Source organism: Nesterenkonia sp. E16_10 (assembly GCF_017347085.1).
GTDB lineage: Bacteria > Actinomycetota > Actinomycetes > Actinomycetales > Micrococcaceae > Nesterenkonia.
Genome location: NZ_JADPSA010000001.1, coordinates 104,741 through 129,247, shown reverse-complemented (window position 1 = coordinate 129,247; position 24,507 = coordinate 104,741). Strand labels below are relative to the sequence as shown.

Annotated in this window: 18 protein-coding genes; 14 read left to right on the top strand and 4 right to left on the bottom strand. The window is 67.4% G+C overall.

Features of this window, described 5'->3' with window-relative positions; all coding sequences use genetic code 11:
• The 8 genes from glmS to I2487_RS00525 all read left to right on the top strand — a co-directional run bounded on the left by glmS (nt 1) and on the right by I2487_RS00525 (nt 8,125).
• Complete coding sequence (gene glmS, locus I2487_RS00560) at nt 1–1,872, top strand: glutamine--fructose-6-phosphate transaminase (isomerizing) (protein WP_207169863.1); 1,872 nt, start codon at nt 1–3, stop codon at nt 1,870–1,872.
• A 93-nt stretch (nt 1,873–1,965) separates the two neighbouring features.
• Nucleotides 1,966–2,316 carry a holo-ACP synthase gene (locus I2487_RS00555; RefSeq protein ID WP_207169862.1) on the top strand — a complete coding sequence of 117 codons (351 nt, stop codon included), beginning with the start codon at nt 1,966–1,968 and terminating at the stop codon, nt 2,314–2,316.
• Between the two features lie 2 nt (nt 2,317–2,318).
• On the top strand, nt 2,319–3,803 hold the full coding sequence (locus tag I2487_RS00550; protein WP_207169861.1) for an NAD(P)H-hydrate dehydratase: 1,485 nt from the start codon (nt 2,319–2,321) through the stop codon (nt 3,801–3,803).
• Nucleotides 3,804–3,848: 45 nt separating this feature from the next.
• Entirely contained in the window at nt 3,849–5,051 is a 1,203-nt protein-coding gene (gene alr, locus I2487_RS00545) for an alanine racemase (protein WP_207169860.1), read from the top strand.
• Nucleotides 5,048–5,638, top strand: a complete 591-nt coding sequence (gene tsaE, locus I2487_RS00540; RefSeq protein ID WP_207169859.1) for a tRNA (adenosine(37)-N6)-threonylcarbamoyltransferase complex ATPase subunit type 1 TsaE — start codon at nt 5,048–5,050, stop codon at nt 5,636–5,638. Before alr ends, tsaE begins: the two co-directional genes overlap by 4 nt.
• 17 nt (nt 5,639–5,655) lie before the next feature.
• Nucleotides 5,656–6,384, top strand: a complete 729-nt coding sequence (gene tsaB, locus I2487_RS00535) for a tRNA (adenosine(37)-N6)-threonylcarbamoyltransferase complex dimerization subunit type 1 TsaB (RefSeq protein WP_207169858.1) — start codon at nt 5,656–5,658, stop codon at nt 6,382–6,384.
• Entirely contained in the window at nt 6,381–6,941 is a 561-nt protein-coding gene (gene rimI / locus I2487_RS00530; protein WP_207169857.1) for a ribosomal protein S18-alanine N-acetyltransferase, read from the top strand. Before tsaB ends, rimI begins: the two co-directional genes overlap by 4 nt.
• A complete protein-coding gene (locus I2487_RS00525) occupies nt 6,938–8,125 on the top strand; it encodes a tRNA (adenosine(37)-N6)-threonylcarbamoyltransferase complex transferase subunit TsaD (RefSeq protein WP_207169856.1) in 1,188 nt (395 codons plus the stop codon). Before rimI ends, I2487_RS00525 begins: the two co-directional genes overlap by 4 nt.
• On the opposite strand, the gene I2487_RS00520 is transcribed toward I2487_RS00525, so the two are convergent.
• The gene (locus I2487_RS00520) at nt 8,126–9,289 is read right to left on the bottom strand and encodes a glutamate--cysteine ligase (protein ID WP_207169855.1); all 1,164 of its coding nucleotides are present in this window, start codon (nt 9,287–9,289) and stop codon (nt 8,126–8,128) included.
• Between the two features lie 169 nt (nt 9,290–9,458).
• Between I2487_RS00520 and I2487_RS00515 the strand changes: the two genes are divergently transcribed.
• Nucleotides 9,459–11,270, top strand: coding sequence for a glycoside hydrolase family 3 N-terminal domain-containing protein (locus tag I2487_RS00515; protein ID WP_207169854.1), 1,812 nt, complete (start codon nt 9,459–9,461; stop codon nt 11,268–11,270).
• Between the two features lie 4 nt (nt 11,271–11,274).
• Here the strand turns inward: I2487_RS00515 and I2487_RS00510 are convergent, their stop codons facing one another.
• Nucleotides 11,275–12,564: a THUMP-like domain-containing protein gene (locus I2487_RS00510; RefSeq protein WP_207169853.1), complete on the bottom strand. Its 1,290-nt coding sequence runs from the start codon at nt 12,562–12,564 to the stop codon at nt 11,275–11,277.
• Nucleotides 12,565–12,792: 228 nt separating this feature from the next.
• On the opposite strand from I2487_RS00510, the gene I2487_RS00505 reads away from it, so the two are divergent.
• From I2487_RS00505 to I2487_RS00490, 4 genes are all read left to right on the top strand, one after another.
• Entirely contained in the window at nt 12,793–13,953 is a 1,161-nt protein-coding gene (locus tag I2487_RS00505) for a siderophore ABC transporter substrate-binding protein (RefSeq protein WP_255545809.1), read from the top strand.
• A gap of 179 nt (nt 13,954–14,132) precedes the next feature.
• Nucleotides 14,133–15,170 carry an ABC transporter permease gene (locus I2487_RS00500; protein ID WP_207169852.1) on the top strand — a complete coding sequence of 346 codons (1,038 nt, stop codon included), beginning with the start codon at nt 14,133–14,135 and terminating at the stop codon, nt 15,168–15,170.
• Nucleotides 15,167–16,258 (top strand): iron chelate uptake ABC transporter family permease subunit, encoded by a 1,092-nt coding sequence (locus I2487_RS00495; protein WP_207169851.1) that lies wholly within the window; start codon nt 15,167–15,169, stop codon nt 16,256–16,258. The genes I2487_RS00500 and I2487_RS00495 overlap by 4 nt, the downstream gene beginning before the upstream one ends.
• Complete coding sequence (locus tag I2487_RS00490; RefSeq protein WP_207169850.1) at nt 16,255–17,025, top strand: ATP-binding cassette domain-containing protein; 771 nt, start codon at nt 16,255–16,257, stop codon at nt 17,023–17,025. Before I2487_RS00495 ends, I2487_RS00490 begins: the two co-directional genes overlap by 4 nt.
• Before the next feature lie 217 nt (nt 17,026–17,242).
• Here the strand turns inward: I2487_RS00490 and I2487_RS00485 are convergent, their stop codons facing one another.
• Nucleotides 17,243–20,530, bottom strand: a complete 3,288-nt coding sequence (locus I2487_RS00485; RefSeq protein WP_207169849.1) for an AAA family ATPase — start codon at nt 20,528–20,530, stop codon at nt 17,243–17,245.
• Nucleotides 20,531–21,027: 497 nt separating this feature from the next.
• Here I2487_RS00485 and I2487_RS00480 point away from each other — a divergent pair, with 497 nt between their 5' ends.
• Nucleotides 21,028–22,440, top strand: coding sequence for an MFS transporter (locus I2487_RS00480; protein WP_207169848.1), 1,413 nt, complete (start codon nt 21,028–21,030; stop codon nt 22,438–22,440).
• 85 nt (nt 22,441–22,525) lie between these two features.
• On the opposite strand, the gene I2487_RS00475 is transcribed toward I2487_RS00480, so the two are convergent.
• Complete coding sequence (locus I2487_RS00475; protein WP_207169847.1) at nt 22,526–24,457, bottom strand: BglG family transcription antiterminator; 1,932 nt, start codon at nt 24,455–24,457, stop codon at nt 22,526–22,528.
• Nucleotides 24,458–24,507: the final 50 nt, after the last annotated feature.

The following is a 24,507-nucleotide window of genomic DNA, read 5'->3' as shown; positions in this document are numbered from 1 at the left end:
ATGTGTGGAATCGTCGGCTATATAGGCCTGCCCGAGAAGACCAGTCAGCACTCAGCACTTGACGTGCTCCTAGAGGGCCTCCGTCGTCTGGAGTACCGCGGATACGACTCCGCGGGCGTGGCGACCGTGACGGCCGGGAGCGTCTCGACGCGGAAGAAGTCCGGCAAGCTCGCCAACCTCCTGGCGGAGATCGAGGAGGCCCCGATGCCCGAGGCCTCGGTGGGCATCGGACACACCCGCTGGGCCACTCACGGGGCGCCCAACGACGCGAACGCGCACCCGCACCTGGCCGACGGCGGCAAGCTCGCCGTGATCCACAACGGCATCATCGAGAACTTCGCACAGCTCAAGGCCAAGCTCGTGGCCACCGGCGAGGAGTTCAGCTCCCAGACCGACACCGAGGTGGCCGCGAAGCTGATCGGTCAGTACTTCACCGGCACAGCCGCGGGTGACCTGACCGAGGCGATGCGCCTGGCCGCCAGCGAGCTCGAAGGAGCCTTCACGCTGCTCGCGGTCCACGCCGATCAGCCCGACCGCGTGGTCGCCTCGCGCCGGAACTCACCCCTGGTGGTGGGCCTGGGCGAGGGAGAGAACTTCCTCGGCTCCGACGTCTCCGGCTTCATCGACTTCACCCGTGAAGCCGTGGAGCTCGAGCAGGACCAGGTCGTGACCATCACCACCGACGACGTCGCGATCATCAACTTCGACGGCACCCCCGCGGAGGGCAAGCGCTTCTCGGTGAACTGGGACGCCGCCGCCGCCGAGAAGGGCGGCTACGGCACCTTCATGGAGAAGGAGATCCACGACCAGCCCAAGGCCGTGGAGGACACCCTGCTGGGCCGCACCGACGCCTCCGGCCGCCTGGTGCTCGACGAGCTGCGCATCGACCCAGAAGAGCTCAAGTCCATCTCCAAGATCATCGTGCTGGCCTGCGGCACCTCCGCCTACGCCGGCATGGTCGCCAAGTACGCCATCGAGCACTGGGTGCGCGTGCCCGTGGAGGTGGAGCTCAGCCACGAGTTCCGCTACCGCGACCCGATCATCGATGACTCCACGCTGATCGTCTCGCTCTCCCAGTCCGGAGAGACCATGGACACCCTGATGGCGGTCCGCTACGCCAAGGAGCAGGGCGCCCGGACCCTGGCGATCTGCAACACCAACGGATCCACCATCCCGCGTGAATCCGACGCGGTGCTCTACACCCACGCCGGACCCGAGATTGCGGTGGCCTCCACCAAGGCCTTCCTCGCTCAGATCACCGCCTCCTACCTGCTGGGCCTCTACATGGCGCAGCTGCGCGGAAAGCTCTTCCAGGGCGAGATCGAGGACATTCTGGCTGACCTGCACAAGATCCCCGCCAAGATCCAGGAAGTCCTGGACGGCGGCGAGCAGATCCGCGAGCTCGCTCGCGAGATGGCCCAGGCCCCCTCGGTGCTCTTCCTCGGACGCCACGTCGGCTACCCGGTCGCGATGGAGGGCGCGCTGAAGCTCAAGGAGATCGCCTACATCCACGCCGAGGGCTTCGCCGCCGGCGAGCTCAAGCACGGTCCGATCGCGCTCATCGACGAGGGCCAGCCGGTCTTCGTGGTGGTCCCCTCCCCGCACGGCCGCGACTCGCTGCACGCCAAGGTGGTCTCCAACATTCAGGAGGTCCGCGCCCGCGGCGCCAAGACGATCACCGTGGCCGAGGTCGGCGACGCCGACGTCGTGGACTACTCCGAGACGGTCTTCTACGTCCCGGAGACCCAGCCGCTGCTGATGCCGCTGCTGACCACCGTTCCGCTGCAGATCTTCGCCTGCGCTCTGGCCGCCGAGAAGGGCTACGACGTCGACCAGCCGCGCAACCTGGCCAAGTCGGTCACCGTGGAGTGACCATCAAGACGGGGTGATCCGCTGTGCGGCGCGAGCCGTACAGCGGGGGTGCCCCTGCAGCTGAGCGTGATCCTGCGGAAGAAGGAGCAGCACATGATCGTCGGAATAGGGGTCGACGTCGTCCTGGTGACCAGGTTCGAACATCAGCTGCGCCGGACCCCGGCGCTGCGGCAGCGACTCTTCGTCCCCGCCGAGCGTGAGCTCAACACCCGCTCGCTCGCCGCGCGCTTCGCGGCGAAGGAGGCCGTGGCCAAGGCGCTGGGCGCCCCGGCGGGCATGAACTGGCAGGACTGCCAGGTGGTCATGGACTCCGCCGGAGCACCCCATGTCAAGGTCTCCGGGACCGTGGAAAAGGTGGCCGAGTCCAAGGGCGTCAAACGCTGGCACCTCTCGCTCTCCCACGACGGCGACGTGGCCACCGCCATGGTGGTCGCGGAGGGCTGATCATGACCGCTGCCTCGCTTCCGCTCTACTCCGGCACCCAGGTCCGCGCCGCCGAGCTGCCCCTGGTCGAGGCCGGGCAGGGGCCTGCCCTGATGCGGCGGGCCGCCTACGGACTGGCCAGCCGGGTCCTGGAACTGCTGCGCCGCGGCGGCGGGATCTACGGAGCCCGGGTCGTGGGCCTGATCGGCTCCGGAAACAACGGCGGCGATGGACTCTTCGCGCTGGCCGAGCTGCGTTCCCGCGGCGTCGACGCAGCGGCGGTGCTGGTGGCCGAGCGTGCCCACCCGCAGGCGCTGGAAGCCTTCCTTCGCGCCGGGGGCCGACTGCGCGCGGATGTCCCGGCGAATACCACGGTGCTGATCGACGCGATCGTGGGCACCGGCGCCCGCGGCGGGCTCAGCCTGCCTGAGGTCCCAGGGCTGAGCGCCGCGGCGAGCACCAGCACCGTCGTCGCCTGCGACATCCCCTCCGGGGTCGAGGCGGACACGGGACGCTGCCCCGGGGACGCGATCCCCGCCCAGCACACCGTCAGCTTCGGCGCCGCGAAGCTGGGACTGCTGCTGGGGGAGGGAGGCCTGCTCAGCGGGGAGATCCACACCGTGGACATCGGGCTTGACGACCAGCTGCCAGCCCCCGCCGCCTGGGACCTGACCGGTCCCGAGCCCAGCGCCCCGCGGCCACGCCCAGGGGACCATAAGTACAGTCGCGGCACCCTGCAGGTGGTGGCCGGCTCCGCGCAGTTCCCCGGGGCCGCCGAGCTGACCGTGGGTGCGGCCATCACCTCCGGGGTCGGGATGGTCCGGCTGAAGGCCGAGCCCAGCGTCTCCTCCGCAGTGCTGCAGTCCTGGCCCGAGGCCGTGATGAGTCAGGGCCGGGCCGAGAAGGCCATCGAGGGCGCCACCGCCGCCGCGATCGGACCGGGCCTCGGACGCGACCGCTCCCGCCAGGTGGAGGCCGAGACGATGCTGCGCGCCACCGTGGAGGCCCAGATGCCCTGCGTGCTCGACGCCACCGGGCTGGAGCTGCTCCGCGGCGACCTGCTCAGCTCCGGCGGACTCGGCGCCCAGCTGATCCTGACCCCACACCTGGGCGAGGCCCGTCGAATCGCCGAGGCGTTGGAGGACCAGACCCTGCAGCGGCTGCTCGCCGGGGAGCCTGACACCCTGGAGTCCGCCCGTGCGCTGGCCGAGACCCTCGGCGCCACGGTCCTGCTCAAGGGACCCAGCACCGTGGTGGCCGGTCCCGACGGCGCCGCCCCGCTGATCGTGCGCTCCGCGACCCCCGGTCTGGCCACCGCAGGCACCGGCGACGTCCTGACCGGGATCATCGGGGCGCTGTTGGCCACCGCCTCGAGCGCGCAGGACCTGGACTTCTCCCGGATCGCCGCCGAGGGCGCCCGGCTGCACGCCGCCGCGGCCCAGCGTCTGGATCCCCACGGTCGGGGACAGTTCGGAGCCAGCGCGCTCATCGGCGCGCTGCGCGAGTAGCCGCCGCACCGCATCTGTGTCCGTGGCTCTCGATAGGGTGGTTCCATGAGCATCATCGGCGACCCCCGCGCCACCCCCCGTCTTCCCGAGGCCGCCGAGCGTGCGGCCGTGATCGACCCCGCCGCGATCCGGCACAACGTGCGCACCATCGCCTCCTACGTGCAGCCGGCCAAGGTGCTGGTGGCTGTGAAGGCCGAGGGCTACGGGCACGGAGCGGTCACCGCGGCGCGGGCCGCACTCGAGGGTGGAGCAGACTGGCTGGGCACCGCCCATGTCACCGAGGCGCTGGCGCTGCGTGCAGCCGGCATCGAGGCGCCGATCCTGGCCTGGCTGCATACCCGCGGGACCGACTTCGCCGCGGCCATCACCGAACACATCGATCTGGGGATCTCCGGCTGGGAGATCCACCACGTGGCGCGTGCGGCAGAGGCCCTGCAGAAGCCGGCCCGCGTGCACCTGAAGATCGACACCGGACTGGGCCGCAACGGCTGCACCGTGGAGCAGTGGCCCGAGCTGCTGAGCCTCGCCGCGCAGTGCCAGGAGCGCGGTCTGATCAGCGTGGAGGGCATCTTCACCCATCTCGCCGTGGCCGACGAGCCTGACCGTCGGGAGACCGATGACCAGCTGGAGGTGTACCGCCACGCGCTCGAGGTGGCGCAGGAGCACCGGATCGTGCCGGACCTTCGCCATGTGGCGAACACGCCCGGCGCCTTCTCCCGTCCGGACGCGCATTTCGACATGGTGCGGGTCGGGGTCGGGGTCTACGGGCACAGCCCCTTCGCGGACCGGACCGCAGAAGACCTGGGACTGCGTCCGGCGATGGAGCTGCGCACCACCGTGGCCAACGTCAAGCAGGTCCCGACCGGCCAGGGGATCAGCTATGGACTCACCCACCGGGTGGACCGGCCGACCAGCCTGGCGCTGGTTCCGCTGGGCTATGCCGACGGGATCCCCCGGGTGGCGGTCCACGCCCCGGTGTGGATCAACGGCCGGCGCTACCAGTCGGTGGGCCGAGTGGCGATGGACCAGTTCGTGGTGGACCTCGAGGAGCTCGACACCCCGGTCCAGGTCGGGGACGAGGTGGTGATCTTCGGGGGAGACTCCGGGATCGAGGCCGCGGACTGGGCCAGCGCGGCCGGCACGATCAACTACGAGATCATCACCCGGATCGGGGAACGCGTGCCCCGCCTGGTCTTGGACTCCGAGCAGGCACCCGCCGCCGCCACCTCGCAGCAGGGCTCCGCATGAGCGGCCTGCAGAGCCCCGCCGCCCCCCTGGAGGGGCAGCGGTGGAGCATCGAGGTGGTCCTGGAGGATCTGCAGGCCACAGCCAGGTTCGCCGCAGATCTCGCCGGACAGCTGACGCCGGGCACGCTGCTGGTGCTCACCGGAGGCCTCGGGGCGGGCAAGACCACCTTCACCCAGTCCCTGGGCGACGCACTGGGCGTCAGCGGGATGATCAGTTCCCCGACCTTCACCCTCAGCCGCATCCACCGTGCGCAGGGTTTCGGACCCGACCTGGTCCATGTGGACGCCTACCGCACCGACGCGCAGGGCCTGGAATCTCTGGATCTGAGCTCCACCATGGCCGATTCCGTGACCGTGGTGGAATGGGGCCGCGGAATGGTCGAGGCGGCACTGGTCGGAACGGCGGGGTCCTGGCTGGATCTCGAGCTGATCAGGGATTCACATACGGAAGCCGCCCCGCAGGATGCCCACCGGGCGGCCGAGATCATCACCGACTTCTCCGAAACCGAGGCCGATGTGCTGGGGTCCCGGCGGCGCGCAGTGCTGCGCGGCTACGGGCCTGCCTGGGTTCAGCCCCCGCAGCTGTGAGGAACTACCATGGAGGGGTGATTCTTGCGATCGACTCCTCCGCCGGCGCCTCCGTGGCGGTGCTCGACGCCGATGGGGTGCGCGCCCAATGGCGCACCGCCGAGACCACGACCCATGCCGAGGTGCTCGCCGAGGCGGTGGCGCTCACGATGCGCGACGCCGAGGCGACCGGTGCCGGGCTCCGCGGCGTCGTCGTCGGAGTGGGCCCGGGCCCGTTCACCGGGCTGCGGGTCGGTCTCGCGCTCGCGCAGTCGCTCGCCGAGGTCTGGGGCGTCGCGCTCTATGGAGTGTGCAGCCTGGACTCCTTGGCGCAGCGCGCCGTGAACCAGCCGGCGGATTCGGGAACCTCGACATCGCACGAGTTCCTGGTCGCCAGCGACGCCCGCCGCCGCGAGGTCTACTGGGCGCGCTACCGTGCCGAGCCTCAGGGATTCGCCGAGCTGCTCGAGGGCCCCCGGGTCAGCGCCGCCAGCGAGCTGCCGGAGCTCCCTGTGGTCGGGGTGGGTGCCAGCCTGTATCCGCAGGACCTCGCCGCCCGTGGGACGGCGGAATCGCACTGGCTGCCCGATGCCGTGGAGCTGGGCCAGCTCGCCCAGCGTCGGCTGGGGCAGATCCCGGAGCCGCAGCGCCGCGGGGAACCGGCCGCGACAGCCGTCGGGGCGGGGCTGCTCGAACCGCTTCCGCTGTACCTGCGCGAATCCGACGCCAAGGTCCCGGCCCACATGCGCGCGAAGCAGACGTCATGACCGACACGACCCCGCCGCACCCCGTCAACCCTGCCGCCGAGGCTTACGGCCTCACCCCGATGACGGCGCTTGACGTGGATGAGGTGCTCGCCCTGGAGCGCCGGCTCTTCCCGCAGGACGCCTGGCCCGAGAGCTTCTTCTACGACGAACTGGCACATACCGTCTCGGGCCCGGGGACCGAGCCCACCCGTCGATACTGGGTGGCCCGAGACGCCGAGGGTCGGCTCGCCGGCTACGCCGGCATGATGTGCGTGCTGCCGCTGGCCGATGTGCAGACCCTGGCAGTGGCCCCCGAGTCCCAGGGTCACGGACTCGGCACCCGGCTGCTGCGCCTGCTGATCAGCTCGGCCCGAGAGCAGTCCGCCGAGCAGATCCTGCTCGAGGTCCGTTCCGACAACCCGGGGGCCCAGGCGCTGTATCGCCGGGAGGGCTTCAGCCACATCCATACCCGCGCGCAGTACTACCCGGACGGCGAGGATGCGCTGATCATGGCGAAGCCGCTGATCGACCTCACCGCACCCAGCTCGGCCGCAGACCTCAGGAGCCCCTTCACATGAGCGAGACCCTCTCAGCCCGCAGGGCCCCGCTGGTGCTCGGCATCGAGACCTCCTGCGACGAGACCGGGATCGGGATCGTCCGCGGGACCGAGCTGCTGGCGAACACCGTCGCCTCCTCGATGGAGGAACACGTCCGCTTCGGCGGGGTGATTCCGGAGATCGCGGCCCGCGCCCACCTCGAGGCCTTCCTCCCGACGCTGCGAGAGGCGCTGGAGACCGCCGGGATCGAGCTGCACGAGGTGGACGCGATCGCCGTCACCTCCGGCCCCGGGCTCTCCGGGGCGCTGATGGTCGGGCTCTCCGCCGCGAAGGGGCTCGCCCTGGCCGCGGACAAGCCGCTCTATGGAGTCAATCACCTGGTCGCCCACGTGGGCGTCGGGCTGCTCGAGCCCCACGCGAACTCCCACGGGGACTCCCACGGGAACCCCTCCGGGCACCGCGCCGAAGGCCCCGACGCAGAGCCGGATGCGGAGCCCGAGCCCGAGCCGGGCGGCATGCGCAGGCTGCCGGAGAACACCGGGGCGCTGCTGGTCTCCGGCGGCCACACCGAGATCCTTCGAGTCGGCTCGCTGACCAGCGACGTGGAGCTGCTGGGCTCGACGATCGACGACGCGGCCGGTGAGGCCTTCGACAAGACCGCCCGGCTGCTGGGACTGGGCTACCCCGGCGGCCCAGCGATCGACGCCGCCGCGGTGGCCGGGGATCCACACGCCTTCCGCTTCCCGCGCGGCCTGACCATGCCGAAGTTCGAAGGCTCTGCGCAGACCCCGGGTAAGCATCGGCACAACTGGTCCTTCTCCGGGCTCAAGACCGCGGTGGCGCGCGCGGTGGAGCAGTTTGAGGTCGCCGGCCGGCCGGTCCCGGTGGCAGACATCGCCGCCAGCTTCCAGGAGGCGGTGGTGGATGTGATCACCGCCAAGGCGGTGCGCGCCAGCCGCGAACACGGCATCACCACGCTGATGCTGGGCGGGGGAGTCGCGGCGAACAAGCGGCTGCGCGAGCTGCTCACCCAGCGCTGCGCGGAGGCCGACATCGAGCTTCGGATTCCACCGGTGAGCCTGTGCACGGACAACGGTGCCATGGTCGCGGCCCTGGGCGCGCAGCTCGTCGCCGCCGGAGTCACGCCCTCCTCGCTGCAGATCCCGGCCGACTCCTCCCAACCGGTGCAGCGGATCAGCGTCTGATCAGACCCGCCGCGGACCGTTGATCGACATCCGGGTCCGGGCGGCCGCGTCGAGCACCACCTGCCGCAGGTCCCCCTGGTGGGTCTCCGCGACCTGACGCTGACGGATATAGCCCGCGCCGTCGCGCATCATCTGCTCGACCAGGGCGAGCTCATCGGCGCAGCCGAGCTCCTTGGCCACCGGTTCCAGCCGGTTCAGCTCCTGCTGAAGGTGATCGGTGACCAGCATCTCGTCGCCCTCGGCGTTGAGAATGATCTCGGCGTCCAGGCCGTAGCGCGCGGCGCGCCATTTGTTCTCCTGCACGAACCACGGCGGCATCGAGACCACCTTGCCGCCGTTCTCCAGGTCCTTGACCGTGGAGTGCACGATGCACTGGGTCAGCGCCGCGACCCCGGCGATCTCTTCGAGCGTGGCGAGACCGTCACAGACCCGCAGCTCCACGGTGCCCAGCCGCGGCACCGCACGCACGTCCCAGCGGACCTCGGTGACATCGTTGATCACGCCGGTGTGCTCCAGGTCGCTGACGGCCCGCTCATAGCCGGACCATTCCTCGAACTGGAAGGACGCGCCGGCGGTGGGCAGCTGCTGGAAGACCAGCGCCCGCTGCGACGCGTATCCGGTGTCCTCACCCGACCAATAGGGCGAGGAGGCGGTGAGCGCCTGGAAGTGGGCGTTGTAGTTGCACAGGGCGTTGACCGCCGGCATCGCCTGAGCCACGTCATCGAGACCCACGTGCACGTGCACCCCGTAGATCACCATCTGCCGGCCCCACCACTGGGTGCGCCGGATCAGCTCCGCGTAGCGCTCCTTATCCGTCACCTCCTGCTCGGTGGGTGCGGCGAAGGGATGGGAGCCCTGGCAGTAGAGCTCGACGTCGAGCGGCTCACAGTGGCGCATCACGTTGCTGGCGGTCTCGCGCAGCTGATCCACCCCGGTGTTCACATCCGGGCAGACATCGGTGATCAGCTCCACGGTGTTGGTCAGCAGCTCCTGCTTCACATAGGGGTGTTCCTCCTCCGGGCTCAGATCCGGCAGGTCCGCGTGGCAGGACCTGAGGATCTGGTCCGCCACGGACCGGAGATCTCCGGACTGCCGATCCACCAGGGCCAGCTCCCACTCAAGGCCCAGGGTGGAACGTCGTGACTGCGCGAAGGGTAATTCCAACTTGGCTCCTCAGGGTGTCAGGGCCGGCGGCCACATCAACACACAGAATACTGCCCCGGCTGGACGATCCCCGATGCACGGCCCGAAGTTCCCCTGGAGGCCCGGGCCCCCGGGACTCGCGTCCGAGGTCCGGCTGGGCCGTCCAGGCGGCGCGGATATCCTGGCTGACATGTCTTCTGCCGGTTCCTCACGTCCTCGCCCCCTCGTGGCGGCGGTGCTGCTGTCTTCCCTGCTGCTGAGCTCCTGCGCCGGAGGCTCCGATCCGGAGGCCTCCGGGGATCCGTCGGACCCGAGCGAGCCGAGCCAGCAGAGCGCCGAGGATGCCGCGGCGGAGGCCGAGGAGCAGCGCCGCGTCGAGGCCGAGCAGGCCCAGGAGGCCGCGCTCGCCGGGCCCGGAGAGGACCACCAGGAACGGGCCGCCGAGCTCGTGGCGGAGTACTCCCTCAGCGAGCTGGCCGGATCCGTGCTGGTGGGGGAGTACGCGACCCCCGATGCTTCGGGCATGGCGGCCCTGATCGAGGAGCTGCACCTCGGCGGTGCCATCATCATGGGCGCCAACGTCCCGCTCGCCCAGAGAGGTGTCGACACGCAGGAGCTGGCCGCCGCGCTGAGCACACTCGGCGAGGCCGCCGGGGAGCGTGAGGTGCCCCCGATGATCAGCGTGGACCAGGAGGGCGGCCTGGTCACCCGGGTCGGCGCCCCGCTCACCGAATGGCCCACCCCGATGGCCTACGGAGCCGCCGCCTCAGGCCAGGACGATCCGGAGCAGGAACAGCCGGAGGCGGACGCGCAGGACGACGACGGCGCGCTCACCCGGTCTGGACACCGCTTCCTCGCCGCTGAGCTGGCTGACCTGGGGTTCACCACCAGCTTCGCGCCCAACGGCGACGTCACCGTCGGGGCCTCCGATCCGACCATCGGCTCCCGGTCCTTCGGATCGGATGCCGGGTCCGTGGCCGAACTGAGTATGGAGGGCATCCGGGGTCTCGCCGAGGGCGGGCTTGCGGGTTCGGTCAAGCACTTTCCCGGGCATGGTTCCGTGACCGAGGATTCCCACCAGACACTCCCCGTCCAGGGCGCCAGCCTCGAGGAGCTGCGTGCCCGCGACTGGGCGCCCTTCGCCGAGGCTGCCGAGGCCGGTGTTCCGATGGTCATGATGGGCCACATCGAGGTGCCCGCGCTGGAAGCAGGCGTTCCCTCCTCGCTCTCCGCCGCCGCCTACACCGAGCTGCGCGAGCTGGGCCATGAGGGCGTGGTGGTCACCGATGCGCTGAACATGGGTGCCATCGTCCAGGGCTACGGCGGCGACCAGGCCGCCGTGACCGCGCTGAGCGCAGGCGCGGACCTGCTGCTGATGCCCGCTGACCTCCGCGGCGCCCACACCGGCATCGTCGCGGCGGTGGAGTCGGGCGAGCTCGACCGCTCTCGCCTTCAGGAGGCGGCCGAACGCGTGGCCGCGCTGCAGCTCTGGCAGGCCGAGCTGGCCGCCGGAGAGCTCGCCGCCGGCCCCGGGGCTCAGCTGCCCGAGCAGCTGCGCGGTGAAGATGCTGAAGCAGACGCCGACCAGGAATCAGAATCCGGCAGCCCCGAAGAGACCGCGACGGAGCTGAGCGAATCCGCGGTGACCCTTGTCGCTGGAGAGTGTGAGGCAGATCTGGCCGATGCCGGGATCACCATCCTCGGCGGCAGCGAACAGGACCGCTCCCGGCTGACCGCGGCCGCCGAGGCGGCCGGGCTCACCGTGGGCACCGGCGCGGTGGTGAACCTGGTCGGGGAGTCCAGCGCCGCCGGCGGTGACGTCGCCGTGGCCCTGGACCGTCCCGAGGTGCTGGCCGGGGCCGACGCCCCCACCCAGATCGCGCTCTACGGCCGGACCCAGGAATCCTTCGAGGCGCTCGCCGCGGTGCTCGCCGGCGCCGAGGCGCCCGGAGCGCTCCCCGTGGAGGTGGGCGAGCTGCCCCGCGGCCACTCCGCCTGCTGAGCGGCTACAGCGGTTCCACCACGGCGAAGACCCGCTCCTCGCCCAGCCGGGTGACCACCACGGTGGCCCGGTGCCGGGGCCCCTTGGCGCGTTTCTTCGGCAGGACCTGCTGGCGGAGCTGTTCCGGGACGACGTCGACCCCTCGCTTCTTGATCTCCAGGGTCGTCACCCCGGAATCGGCCACCCAGGCCTTGAGCGACTTGACGTTGTAGGGCCTGACCTCGAGCACCCGGAACTGCCGGGAGAACCGATAGGCGGGGTCCCCCACGGGCTCCTCGGCGCAGAAATAGGCGATGTGCTCATCGAGCAGATGAGCATCCAACGCGTCGGCGAGCTCGGCGACGAGCCCGGAACGGATCACCGCCGGGTCCGGTTCATGCAGCACCCCGGAGAGCCCGGCTCGCCCCTCGGGTTCCAGCTGCGCGCCGGAGCCGAAGTCGGTCTCGCTGATCAGCTCCACGGGCGCGGCGCCGTCGCCAGGCAGCAGCGTCGCGGCACGGCGGACCCCGGGACGGGCCAGGGCGTTGAACCAGAGCACCACCTCCACCAGATCTCCATCCACAGAGACCCATTCGGCCTCACAGTCGGCGGGGATCAGGTCATGCGGCAGCCCCGGGCCCAGCTTGACCCCCATCGGGGCGCCGGTGCTCGCCAGGGCGGTCACGAAGCTCAGCGGGGGCGAGAAGGACTCCGGGTCCCAGAGCCGAGAGGGCCCGGTCGAGGCGGCATCCTGGGCCGCGTGCGGGTCGCGGCGTGCCGGATCCAACCACAGGCCCCAGCCTGGGGGAGCCCCGGCGCCGAGCAGATCAAAGGTCGCGGCGAAGTCCTCGGCGGTGCCGTGCTCCACCGCCGCCTCCGGGAAGGGGTGCAGGTTCATCGTGGCCGCTGCCGCGATGCGCTCATCGGCCTCCACCGCCGTCACGGCCAGTCCCAGAGAGGCCGCTGCCATGGCATCACCGCCCAAGCCGCAGCCGAGATCGATCACCCGGTCCAGACCGGCGGTGCGGAAACGCTGGGCGTGGCGCGCTGCCACCGGCAGCCGGGTCGACTGCTGCAGACCCTCGTGGGTGAAGAGCATCCGGCCGGCGAACTCGCCGAACTTCTTGCGCGCCGCCGCGCGAAGCCGGGACTGGGTCAGGGCCGCCGCCACCCGGTCCGGCGGGTGGCCGGCCTCGCGCAGTCGAAGGTTCAGGCCGAAGGCCGACTCCTCGTCATAGGGCGGCAGCGAGTTCAGCAGCTCCCACCCCTCCGGGGTGAGGACTGGGGAGAGCGGATCAGCGGTGGGGGAGGACACCGCTCCTACGGTACCGGTAGCTTCCTGCCGATCCGGGTGAATCCGCGCACTGGAGACCTCATCCCAAGCAATACATCACGAACTGATGACCGAATCTCACACTCCCGTCATATTTGCACCCCATTTGCGCTCAATTAGATAAGTCGGTAGTTTCTATTTAGCTTAGGGGACACTAAGTCCACATCTCCTTCCGGGGTACCCGGAGCAATCACCGTGAAAGGCAGGGCCATGCCCACTGAAGACTTCGCACCCGAGGGCACCGCCTCCGAGAGCACTGTGCCCAAGAGCCCCGCTGTCGGGGCCGCAGCACCTGAGCCCATGGCGCGCAGCGCGGCGCCGACGTCGCGTTCCCGAACCGTGGGTGCGCTCTCTCTGGGTCTCATCGCGATCTTCGCCCTGGGGGCCTGCGGCTCGCAGGCCGAGGCTGAGGAGCCCGAGGCCGGGGCCACCGAAGCGGAAGCGGCCGATGCGGAGGATGCCGAGGGTGAGGCGGAGGGTGAAGCCGCTGCCACGGTCACCATCGAGGATGACCACGGCACCCACGAGGTCTCCACCGATCCCCAGAGCGTCGTCGTCACCGACAACAGGTCCTACCGGACCTTGGAGGCTTTCGGCGTCGAGCCCACTGCCGCCGCGCGCAGCCTGATGGACGCGCAGACCCATGACTGGGCCCAGGATGAGTCCATCCTGGACCTGGGCAATCACCGTGAGCCGGACCTGGAGAATGTGGTCGCGGCGGAGCCCGATCTGATCATCAACGGGCAGCGCTTCCAGCAGTACTACCAGGACCTCAGCGGTCTTGCGCCCGAGGCCACCGTTCTGGAATTCGAGCCACAGGAGGACGCTGACCTGGTCGAAGAGCTGATTCGGAAGACTGAATCGCTCGGCGAGGTCTTCGGCGAGGAGGGTGTCGCCACGGAGCTCGTAGAAGAGCTCGAAGCCGAGATGGCGCGGGTCCAGGACGCCTACGACGGCGAGTCCACGGTGATGGGGCTGCTCACCTCCGGCGGTGACATGAGCTACGTGGCACCAGGACCTGAGGGTCGTGCCATCGGTCCGGTCTTCGACACCTTCGACCTCACTCCCGCCCTGGAGCAGGAGGGTGAGAACGAGTCCCACGGCGATGACATCTCTGTGGAGGCCATCGCCACCGCGAACCCAGACTGGATGCTCGTGCTGGACCGCGATGCCCGGCTCTCCCTGGACGAGGGGGAGGAGTACAGCCCCGCGGCCGAGATCGTCGAGGAGTCAGCCGCACTGGCCAACGTCTCCGCCGTGGAGAACGACCAGATCGTGTACCTGCCGGAGAACTTCTACCTCACCGAAGACATCCAGGCCTACACCGAATTCTTCCGCGACTTCGCAGACGCACTCGAAGCCGCGGAATGACCGCAGTTCACTCTCTTGCCAGTCGGTGAATGATGGTCGATCGACGGTCCCGCGCAGGCCTGGACAACCTGCGCGGGACCGTCTCCAATACGAAATACCTGTATCACCTATTCAGGCCCGCCGCGGGCGGAGTATGCAGACCACTGCATAGTTCCGGCTCATCATAGAAAGCCCCTTCGATGCCCGACACTCCCTCTGCGGCGCCGAGTCGGGAGGACCTCGCGACTCCGGACGCACATGGCCCCCGCGAGACTCGCCGACAGCGACTCCTCACCCCGGCGCTGCTGATCGCCGCGCTGATCACCTCAGGGCTGCTGGTGCTCTCGCTGACCACCGGGCAGTACGACGTCTTCTCCGCAGACGGGTTCTGGATGTTCGGCATCACCCGGGTCCCGCGCACCATCGCACTGGTGCTGGCCGGCGCCTCGATGGCCATGTGCGGGCTGATCATGCAGCTGCTCACGCAGAACCGCTTCGTGGAGCCCACCACCACCGGCACCACCGAGTGGGCGGGACTGGGGCTGATACTGGTGCTCTGGCTATTCCCCGGAGCCTCGATGCTCGCCCGGATGGGCGGGGCCGTGACGATGGCCTTCATCGGCACCGTCATCTTCTTCCTCTTCCTGCAACGGGTCACCCTGAAGTCCTCGCTGATCGTGCCGATCATCGGGATCATGCTCGGCGCCGTGGTCAGCTCCTTCACGACCTATATCGCGCTGATGACCGACCACCTGCAGACCCTGGGCATCTGGTTCGCGGGCTCCTTCACCCGAGTGGTCGAGGGGCGCTACGAGCTGATGTTCCTGGTGCTGGGGGTGAGCATCCTGGTGTTCGTCACCGCCGACCAGTTCACGGTCGCCGGACTCGGCAAGGACATGGCCACCAACGTGGGCCTGAACTACACCGCCGTGCTCTTCATGGGCACCGCAATGGTCGCGGTGGCCACCGGGGTCACCGCCACAGTGGTCGGCACGCTGCCTTTCCTGGGGCTCGTGGTGCCCAATATCGTCTCACTCTTCCGCGGCGATGACCTGCGCAGCAACCTGCCATGGGTCGCGCTGCTCGGGATCGCGACCGTGACCGTCTGCGACCTGATCGGTCGCACCATCCGCGCACCGTTCGAGATTCCTGTCGGACTGGTGCTGGGCCTGGTCGGCGCTGTGGTGTTCGTCGGACTGCTGCTGCGGCAGCGCAAGAAAGGGGGGCTTCCCGCATGACCACGCAGCTCGACCGCGAACACCGCGCCACATCTGACCCGGCCGGAGGTGCCGGGTCAGCGGCACCCAGGTCGCGGCACCGGGACGGCCGGCGCTCCGGGGCAATCACCACCACGCGCCACGGCCTGCGCTACTGGGGCATCATGGCGCTGCTCGCCGGTCTCTCGGTGCTCTTCACCGCGGGGATCCTCAGCTACGAGAACCCGATGCCGTTGGGCTCCGAGGGGTACTGGCTGATCGCCAAGATGCGCGCAGAGACCGTGCTGGTGATCGGCGTCGTCGTCTTCTGCCAGGCGATGGCCACGGTGTCGTTCCAGACCGCGACCAACAACCGGATCCTCACGCCCTCGATCATGGGATTCGAATCGCTGTATGTGGCGATCCAGACCGGTGCGGTGTTCTTCTTCGGCATCGCCGGGGTCACCCTGGTCACCGGGCTGCCGCAGTTCCTGATGCAGGCCGGGGCGATGGTGCTCTTCGCGACGATCCTCTACTCCTGGCTGCTCAGCGGGAAGTTCTCCAACATCCACATCATGCTGCTGGTGGGTGTGGTGATCGGCGGGGGACTGGGCTCGCTGTCGACCTTCATGCAGCGGGTGCTGACCCCCAGCGAGTTCGACGTGCTCACCGCGCGGCTCTTCGGCAATATCGGCAACGCCCGCGGGGAGTACCTGCCCTACGCGATCCCGATCGCGCTGGTGGCCGCAGGGGTGCTGTGGTGGCGGGCGCGACGGCTCAACGTGGTCGCGCTGGGACGTGACAACGCGAACAACCTCGGGGTCCACCACAGGCGCGAAGTGCTGATCATCCTGGCGCTGGTCTCGGTGCTGATGGCGATGAGCACCTCCCTGGTCGGCCCGATGACCTTCCTGGGCTTCCTGGTCGCGACCCTGGCCTACCAGTTCGCCGACACCTACTCGCACCGGATGCTGTTCCCGATGGCCATACTCATCGGGTACGCCGTCCTGACCGGGGCGTACTTCATCATGCGCAACATCTTCTACGCCCAGGGCGCGGTGACCCTGATCATCGAGCTCCTCGGCGGAATCGTCTTCCTGATAGTCCTGATGCGAAAGGGTCGCCTGTGATCAGCCTCACCGAGGTCGCCAAGAACTACGGCACAGAAGGGGCCAGCGACACCGTGGCCATCGGCCCGGTCAGCGTGGACATCGCCGCCGGCGGCATCACCGCCCTGGTGGGTCCCAACGGTGCCGGAAAGTCCACCATCCTGACCATGATCGGGCGGCTGCTCGATGTGGACTCCGGGCGGATCGAGGTGGCCGGGCATGACGTTGTGAGCTCGCCCTCGAAGACCATCGCGAAGATTCTCTCCATCCTGCGCCAGGAGAACCACTTCGTCACCCGGCTCACGGTGCGTCAGCTGGTGGGCTTCGGCCGGTTCCCACACTCCCGGGGCCGGCTCACCCTCCAGGACGAGCGGCACATCTCCGAGGCCATCGATTTCCTGGACCTCACCGCGCTGGAGGGCCGCTACCTGGATCAGCTCTCGGGTGGTCAGCGTCAGCGGGCCTATGTGGCCATGGTGCTGGCCCAGGACACCGACTATGTGCTGCTCGATGAGCCGCTGAACAACTTGGACATGCAGCACGCGGTGCAGATGATGCAGCAGCTGCGCCGCGCCGCCGACGAGCTGGGCCGCACCGTGGTGATCGTGCTGCATGACATCAACTTCGCCGCCCGCTACTCGGACAAGATCCTGGCGATGAAGGACGGCGTGGTCATCGAGCACGGAACACCGGCGGAGATCATGCAGGATGCGGTGCTGACCCGGGTCTTCGACACCGAGGTCACGGTGATCGAGGGTCCTCGCGGGCCGCTGGCGGTGTATTACTGAGCCTCCGTGGGCGACCAAGACTCGACAGAGCTAGGATTTCCTTTTCGCCGCGGCTGACTGGCGTTGATCGAGGCATCACAAGTCAACGAAGTTGCTGTTGCCCTTCGGACGCAGCTATGCCCCTGTGAGGGTAGTCGGAGTCAGACCGCCGGCCTACCTACCCCGCCCTACGAGGACGGGTTCCTTCCCGTGCTGCGGTCGATTGACCCTGCATTCACTATCGACGACTTCTTCGCAAGCGTCTGATAGCTATAACTATCCATATGGGAATGAGAAGCGCCCCTGCCAGAAAGGACGCGAATACTAGCACCGCCATCACGGTGTCAACCGCTGGAACTGAGATGGCGATAAGTGCACCTACGAACGGCAGAGCAACCAGGAGAGCGAGCAGAAGTCCAAGCATCTTCAGATGGAACCGCGGAGCAGGCCGGTGCGGTTTCGGGGCAGAAGAGTCGTCCGACTCACAAGGTTCAGTCCGCGCCGCCTCGTCGAAGTTCCTACTGCTTGGCGTCAGGTGCCTGTGGTCATGGGTAGATGTTGGCAACGAAGAGGTGGAGTCGATCAACTGGGAGTCTGTCGGGACTTGCGGCGCCGAAGACCGAGGCGCAAGGGGTGCTTCACCCTGGTCTGAGCCCGACTTCCAGTCAGCTCCCTGAGGGTGCGAAGCCGGTTCAGCGAGGTCCAGCCAAGCGAAGAAGGCGCCCACTGGAACGATGGGTTTTCCGTACTTGACCGCTGCCCTCACCTGGACCGAGTCAGGGTTGGCACCGACGTGAATGAGGACGCTCGTCCTTGCCTTGGTTACTGCAGTATCTACGACGAGTCCCCTTGGTTCTACGAGCCCTGCCAACTCCGGGCGCGTGAGTCTCTGTCCGGTTCGGGGAGAGGTGATGATTCCCGAGAACGCGATTATTGAACCTGGGCTGAGGAGTTCATCTAGGTTCGAATCTGTGTAAGCCACGGCGAAAGGCTCACGTCTCTGGACGTTCGCCGTAAGTGCCTCATACGTCTCTACTGCGTCCTGCTTGAATGAGTTCGGCGCTCCTGGTCTTCCTTCGGATTCGGTGATGCGGTCTCGTTCGGGGGAGTGGCGTTCGTTGGCGACGCGATCGCTAGCCCCGGTGAGGACCTGAGCGATGTCCTTTGGTTCCGCCTCTGTGGTTGATATCCGTTCGATAGTGAATTGTGCCTTGCCTTCGGCTGGTCTCTCACGGGGGACGACGTTTCCCTCGAGCCAGTCGATGAACTCGTCAACCGTGAAGATCGGCTTCCCGAATTTACCTGCTTGCCGCGCTTTGCCCGATTGGGTTCCTCGTTCGGCAACTACGAGTACGTCGCAGCGGGTTTTCGTGACGGTATCTACTGCTTCCAAGCCCCTTGAGGAAGCTTGCGCCTCTAGATCATCGCGGGGGATCTTCCTCCCCTCACGATCCGTGGCCGAACCCGTGAAGCAAACCCGTACCCCTGGCTGCAACACGTCCGCGATTCGAATGTCGGGTGCGTCCTCGTGTAGACCAGCCGCAAGGACAACGCCAGACTCGTCCTGAAGCTGTCGGAGGATCTCGACACTGTCGGGCACGCCGCTGTGTGCCAGGTGGGGCCGCTCGCTGAGGAGCTCGGCGAGAACTTGCACTGGGTTCTCGGAAGGAGAACACCGGACTCTGAAGTCGATGCCGGTAGAACTTCGATCGCGACCCTTGAGAAAACCGGGTGTGTGCTTCGCTGGGGTGAACACATCTGAGGAGGAAGCGACCCCATTTTCGAGGGCCAACTCTCGAACAGATCTCGCCTTCTCGATGGCCGGAAGCGACTCGAAATTGGCGCCGGCTGCTTCGGAAATCAGCTCTGCGACGTCATCTCCCACGGGGATGTGGGTGACCAGCCCGCCGCGCTTAAGTTCGAAGTCGATGTACTCGAGGGTCTCATCGATACGGACGCCAACCGGAGTCCTGCCTTCCAGCAGCGGAGAAAGCGCGTTCCAAGCCTCATGCAGAGTTGGAGCCAGATGCACATCTGTTGCCGTGATTCCGTACCGTTGCTGAGAATCTCCCACATCACGGCCCGGGGCCACCAGGGTCGTGGCTTCTTGTCCGTCATCGGTCACGACGGCAAGCTCTACGATCCTGGGCTTCCACTGTCGACCGACATCTCCTACGAGGGACACGCCTAGATACGCTCCTCCTTTTGATCCCGTCAATCGACCGCCCGTATCGAGGAACCGACGGATCCGTTGATTGACCCGAAGGTGTTTAGGTTCCACGGCTCGGGCCAGGACGAGTCCGTTCAGAGAGGTGCATCGGCTTAGTGCTACATACAGTTGTCCGTCAGCGAAGATGCCGCCCGATAGGTCCACACGGCATTGGTCTAGAGTCTGTCCCTGGCTCTTGTGGATCGTGATGGCCCAGGCAAGTCGAAAGGGCAGCTGAGTAAACGAGCCCACCACCTCGTGCTGGAGGCGACTTCCGTTTACGACAGGTCGAGTGACTTCCCAGACATGTCGCTCCACACGAACCGTGTTTCCGTCGTTTAGTTGAACAGAGATGGAGGGGTCATCCGTGTCATCGAAGACTTCCACGATCTTGCCGATGCTGCCGTTGACCCAACGATCTGCGCCATCATTGGTCAGAAGCATTACCTGGGTCCCGACCTTGAACTCAAGCGTCTCGTCAGTGGGAATGTCGAACCCATCCAGCTCGCCGGTGATCACGGCGTAACTGGTCGACGTCTCCGCTCTGATCTGATCAAGCATTGCCTTGTTCCGAGCAGTCGCGATCCGATTCGTAGTGGTGAGAGTCAGCCAGTATTCGTCAAGCGGTGGGTCGAACGAGGGATTCACTCTTTGATTGAGCACCTGCCGCTCGTAGTCGCCGAGAGATCCGTTCCGGACGGAATTAAGTATGTCGACCAACTGTGTATCGCCGACTTGTCTGAAGACCGTGGTCAGCTCTACAACCGGGAACCGATGCTCTTCGTAGCTCCGAGCAGAGAAGAAGAAGGGCGAGTCGTAGACCTCAGAGAAGTAATGCTCCTCCGCTTCCACTACTACTGGAGGTAGCTGAAATAGGTCGCCCACAAGCACTACCTGGACGCCACCGAAACGTTCCCCTGGACGTGGGCCGAAGCGCTCAAGCGCAGTCGTCAGGCAATCGAAAAGGTCGGCACGGACCATCGATGCCTCATCAATAACCAGTGTGTCGATCTTCGAAAGGACTCGTCCGAACCTTTTCGGGTAGTAGGCATCTGAACGGACGTGCTCGACAGTCACACCAGGCCAGAACGAAAATAAACGGTGAATCGTGTATCCGTTGACATTCAGTGCGGCGATTCCGGTTGGTGCGGCGACTATCGCTGTCCGTGCAGTTAGAGAGAGAAACTCTCGGATCAACGTTGATTTGCCCGTGCCGGCCTTTCCGGTGAGGAAAATACTTTCACCCTGCTCAAGCAGTGAAAGCGCCGTTCTAAATTCGTCTGTCAGAACGATTCCATGCGCTTCGGTGCCGGACATGTAAGCCTCCTAGTCGAATGCGCATTGTGGTAGCGCGACAGGAATGGCGCCGATCACTACCTTGCTCATGAATATTTGGTACAGCTTAGGCGCTTGGAGCTTTCTAAGATCGCTTCGATGGCCGCGCACCCTGAAGGTTCACCTACTTCTGCCGCACAACTTGGTTGGCAGCTACGCTCTTCAGGCGCGGCCTGGAGTCCCCGAAACTACAATTTACCTTCGCCCAAATCCACGGTTCGACCAGCGCCTGAGGTGCCTTCACGGTGGTGCGTCCTTTGCAATACCGAACTCTAGATTTACTGAGGAAGCTGCGGGCGAATCGGTGAATTCGCACCGCTCTTCGTTGTAGGTCGGGCCCCGGGAGATGTCCCTGAAGTCTCAACTGCTGAGACTGCCGTGACCCGGGTACAGCACGCTCCTGGCCCCGACCTATCATTTCTGGTCTGCGCCGCACTCGGCGCCGCTCACCATCAACCCTTCTGTGGAGATGCCCAGCAATGTCTACCTCTGTTGACCCCTCAGCGCCCGGCGCCTCGAAACGAAAAGTCGACGGCGTGGCGGATGAGAACCTGACAGTCCCGCGCCGCCGGATCATCATGGCCTCGCTGATCGGGACCACGATCGAGTTCTACGACTTCTATATCTACGCCACCGCGGCCGTGTCGATCTTCCCGCTGCTCTTCTTCTACGGCGATGAGGGTTCCGCGCTGCTGGCCTCGATGGCCACCTTTGGTGCGGCCTTCGTGGCCCGGCCGCTGGGTGCCATCATCTTCGGCCACTATGGGGACAAGATCGGGCGCAAGGCCACCCTGGTGGGTGCGCTGCTGACCATGGGCATCGCCACCTTCCTGATCGGCGCGCTGCCCACCTATCACCAGGTCGGGCTCTGGGCGCCGGCGATGCTGACCATCCTGCGTTTCTGCCAGGGCCTCGGCCTGGGCGGCGAATGGTCCGGTGCCGCGCTGCTGGCCTCCGAGACCGCCCGGCCGGGCAAGCGAGCGCAGGCGGCCATGTGGCCACAGCTGGGTGCCCCCTTCGGCTTCATGCTCGCCAACGGGCTCTTCCTGCTGCTGGCCACCCTGTTCGCCTACGACTCCACGGCACGCGACCTCAACGACCCGTTCCTGGTCTGGGGCTGGCGCCTGCCGTTCCTGCTCTCGGTGATCATGGTCGCCGTCGGACTCTATGTCCGGCTCCGGATCGAGGAGACCCCGGTCTTCGCCAAGGCCATGGCCAGCAACGAGCGGGTCAAGGCCCCCATCGGGGAGGTCTTCCGGCGCAACTGGTGGGAGATCATCCTGGGCACCTTCATCATGCTGGCCACCTACGGACTGTTCTACCTGATGACCACCTGGGTGCTCTCCTACGCCATCGGCAGCGCCGAGGTCGGCGGGCTGAGCTACGGGTACCAGGACTTCCTGGTGCTGCAGATCATCGCGATCACCTTCTTCGCGATCTTCGTCCCGGTGGCCGGCCGACTGGCCGACCGCTTCGGCCGCCGCCCGATGCTGATCGTGGTCACCCTGGCGATCATGGCCTTCGGACTGAGCTTCCGCTACTGGCTCTCCGCAGACTCCATGGGCACGGGGGAGGACCTCAACGTCTGGCAGATGCTGGCCTTCCTCGCCGTCGGCATGACCCTGATGGGGCTCACCTTCGGACCGATGTCCGCGGTGCTGCCGGAGCTGTTCCCCACGAACACCCGCTACACCGGATCGGGCGTGGCCTATAACGCCGCCTCCATCCTGGGCGCGGCGCTGACCCCCTTCGTGGCGGCCTGGCTCGTCCAGGCCTTCGGCGTCGGAGCGGTCGGGCTCTACCTGGCCGGCCTGGGCGTGCTGACGCTGATCGCGCTGATCCTGGCCCCGGAGACCTCGAAGAAGTCGCTCTACACCGAGGCCGCCAAGTAGTCAGACGGCTCCAGCTGCCCCGTCGCCGACTCATGAGTCAGGGACGGGGCAGTTCTGTGTCCGGCCCCGGGCCAGCCGGGCAGGATCAGCCGTCGATGACGGCGACCAGCTCGTCGAGGAATCCGCCGAAGTCGGTGCCGCGGCGCAGGATCCGCTGCAGCGACTCGCGTTCGCTGAGCACCTCGACGAGCTGTTCGAAGACGGTCTGGAACGCCTCGCGCTCGGACTCGGAGAACGCCGCCAGGGCGACCACCTGGATCCGTCCTTCGCCCCAGCGGATCGAGCCCTCGGCGATCCCGATGGAGAGCGCGGTGCGCCGAGCGGTCATGGTCAGCGCGTGCGGGACCGCGAGCGATTCGGTGAAGGCCGTGGAGGAGAGGCGTTCGCGCTCGATGGTGCCAAGCACATAGTCCTCATCGATGATGCCCTGCACGAGCAGCGGCGCGCTGAGCTGGCGGATCGCGTCCACTTCATCTCTGGCCTTCAGCGGGCGGATGAAGGCCTCGGGACTGAAATAGCGCTCAAGCTCTCCGCGCAGCCGGGTGAGCCGCCGGGCGCGACGCCGCTTCGAAGCCACCGCAGCGATGCGTTGGATGTCCGCGTCGGTGATGAACGGGGCCAGCTGCACCGTGCGCTCATCGGGCATCGGCGGCTCGATCGTGGTCAGCACCAGATCGGTGTCCATTCCGGCCCAGTCAGGATCGGTCCGGGTCTCCACCGCGGTGACCTCGATGCCCGGACCGAGGGATTCATCGAGCCGGGAGCGCAGCAGGTCATGCAGCTCGTAGTAGCCAGGACACACGATGGTCGCGGTCAGCGCCGCCTCGGTGCGGCGGCTGCGCTCCAGCCGGCCGCCCACATGCATGGCGATATAGGCGATCTCATCCTCGCGGATCAGCACGTCGAGCTGCTCCGAGACGTCGCTGGCGATGGAGACCGCCACCTGGAAGATCATCGGATAGCTGGACTTCAGCGACTTGGTCAGCGGATTGCGGGAGAACGCCTGCTCGCGTGCCCGGTGGACCAGGTTCTGCACGTGCAGGCTCAGCCGGCGGATGAAGTCCTCGTGAGCGATGTCCACCAGATACTCCTCCGCGGCGTGGCCCACGGCGCGGATCACCGCCCGTTCCACCTCGGCGTCCAGCGGCACCTCGGTGCCGGCGCTGCCGTCGGAGGCGACCACCCGGGTCAGCACCAGCGAGGCCAGATGCTGCAGGTCGCCCTGCCCCAGACTCACTCCGAAATGCGCCGAGGCCAGCCTGCCGACGACGCCGGCCAGCCGCTCCTGCTGGGCGCTGGGCTCGAGGTGGGTGCCCGCCAAGGGGTGTCCGTGACTGACCCGATCCGCGGCGATCGCCACATGCAGGACCACGTCCGTGGAGGCGAACTCGTTGACGTAGTAGCCCTGCTCGGCCAGCTGCGTCGCCAGCTCCCGCTTGAACGGACCAAAGGCCTCCGCCTCCAACGAGCCCAGCCCCGCCGCGCGGCGCAGGCCCTCCCCGTCGAAGGAACCGTGCTCCATCTCCTCGTGGGCGAGCTTCGAGACCAGCCGACGCTGGGCCAGCTCATCGCCGATGAGCAGCGCACGCGAGCCTGAGCGTTGGACGGTGTTGCCGGTTCCGGCGAGGAGCTCGCGCACCCGCACCAGATCTGCTTCCAGCGTGGCCACCGAGACATAGAGCCGTTCGGCAGCGCGGCGCAGATCGACCCCGTTCTGCGCCTCGAGCAGCTCGCGCACCAGGCCGTGGAGCCGGTCCCGGGTCGAGGCGCGGCCGGAGTCGCTGCGCAGCGCCGCCAGCGCGGCCCGGTCCGCTCGGTATCCCGCGGGCCCGGATTCGATCGGAGTCGTCTGCGGATCCGCCGCAGGTGCGCCGGCGGGGACGCGTGCATTGAGCTGCGCGATATAGGACCGGACGCTGCGCGGGGTGACCCCGAGCAGGTCAGCGAGAGAACCGGCGGTGATCCACCCGGGCTCACGCAGGAGCACATTGATCAGCTGCTCCTGGCGCTTGCTCATCCGGTCCACGCTCAAACCTTACCGGGCGGCCCTCTCGAGGCACCCGTTTT

Excerpts from the sequence above, each read along its gene's own strand:
- I2487_RS00515 (WP_207169854.1), top strand. The coding sequence starts at position 9,459 with ATGTCTTCTGCCGGTTCCTCACGTCCTCGCCCCCTCGTGGCGGCGGTG.
- I2487_RS00555 (WP_207169862.1), top strand. The coding sequence starts at position 1,966 with ATGATCGTCGGAATAGGGGTCGACGTCGTCCTGGTGACCAGGTTCGAA.
- I2487_RS00500 (WP_207169852.1), top strand. The coding sequence starts at position 14,133 with ATGCCCGACACTCCCTCTGCGGCGCCGAGTCGGGAGGACCTCGCGACT.
- I2487_RS00525 (WP_207169856.1), top strand. The coding sequence starts at position 6,938 with ATGAGCGAGACCCTCTCAGCCCGCAGGGCCCCGCTGGTGCTCGGCATC.
- I2487_RS00475 (WP_207169847.1), bottom strand. The coding sequence starts at position 24,457 with ATGAGCAAGCGCCAGGAGCAGCTGATCAATGTGCTCCTGCGTGAGCCC.
- glmS (WP_207169863.1), top strand. The coding sequence starts at position 1 with ATGTGTGGAATCGTCGGCTATATAGGCCTGCCCGAGAAGACCAGTCAG.
- I2487_RS00485 (WP_207169849.1), bottom strand. The coding sequence starts at position 20,530 with ATGTCCGGCACCGAAGCGCATGGAATCGTTCTGACAGACGAATTTAGA.
- I2487_RS00505 (WP_255545809.1), top strand. The coding sequence starts at position 12,793 with ATGCCCACTGAAGACTTCGCACCCGAGGGCACCGCCTCCGAGAGCACT.
- I2487_RS00480 (WP_207169848.1), top strand. The coding sequence starts at position 21,028 with ATGTCTACCTCTGTTGACCCCTCAGCGCCCGGCGCCTCGAAACGAAAA.
- I2487_RS00495 (WP_207169851.1), top strand. The coding sequence starts at position 15,167 with ATGACCACGCAGCTCGACCGCGAACACCGCGCCACATCTGACCCGGCC.
- alr (WP_207169860.1), top strand. The coding sequence starts at position 3,849 with ATGAGCATCATCGGCGACCCCCGCGCCACCCCCCGTCTTCCCGAGGCC.
- tsaE (WP_207169859.1), top strand. The coding sequence starts at position 5,048 with ATGAGCGGCCTGCAGAGCCCCGCCGCCCCCCTGGAGGGGCAGCGGTGG.
- rimI (WP_207169857.1), top strand. The coding sequence starts at position 6,381 with ATGACCGACACGACCCCGCCGCACCCCGTCAACCCTGCCGCCGAGGCT.
- I2487_RS00550 (WP_207169861.1), top strand. The coding sequence starts at position 2,319 with ATGACCGCTGCCTCGCTTCCGCTCTACTCCGGCACCCAGGTCCGCGCC.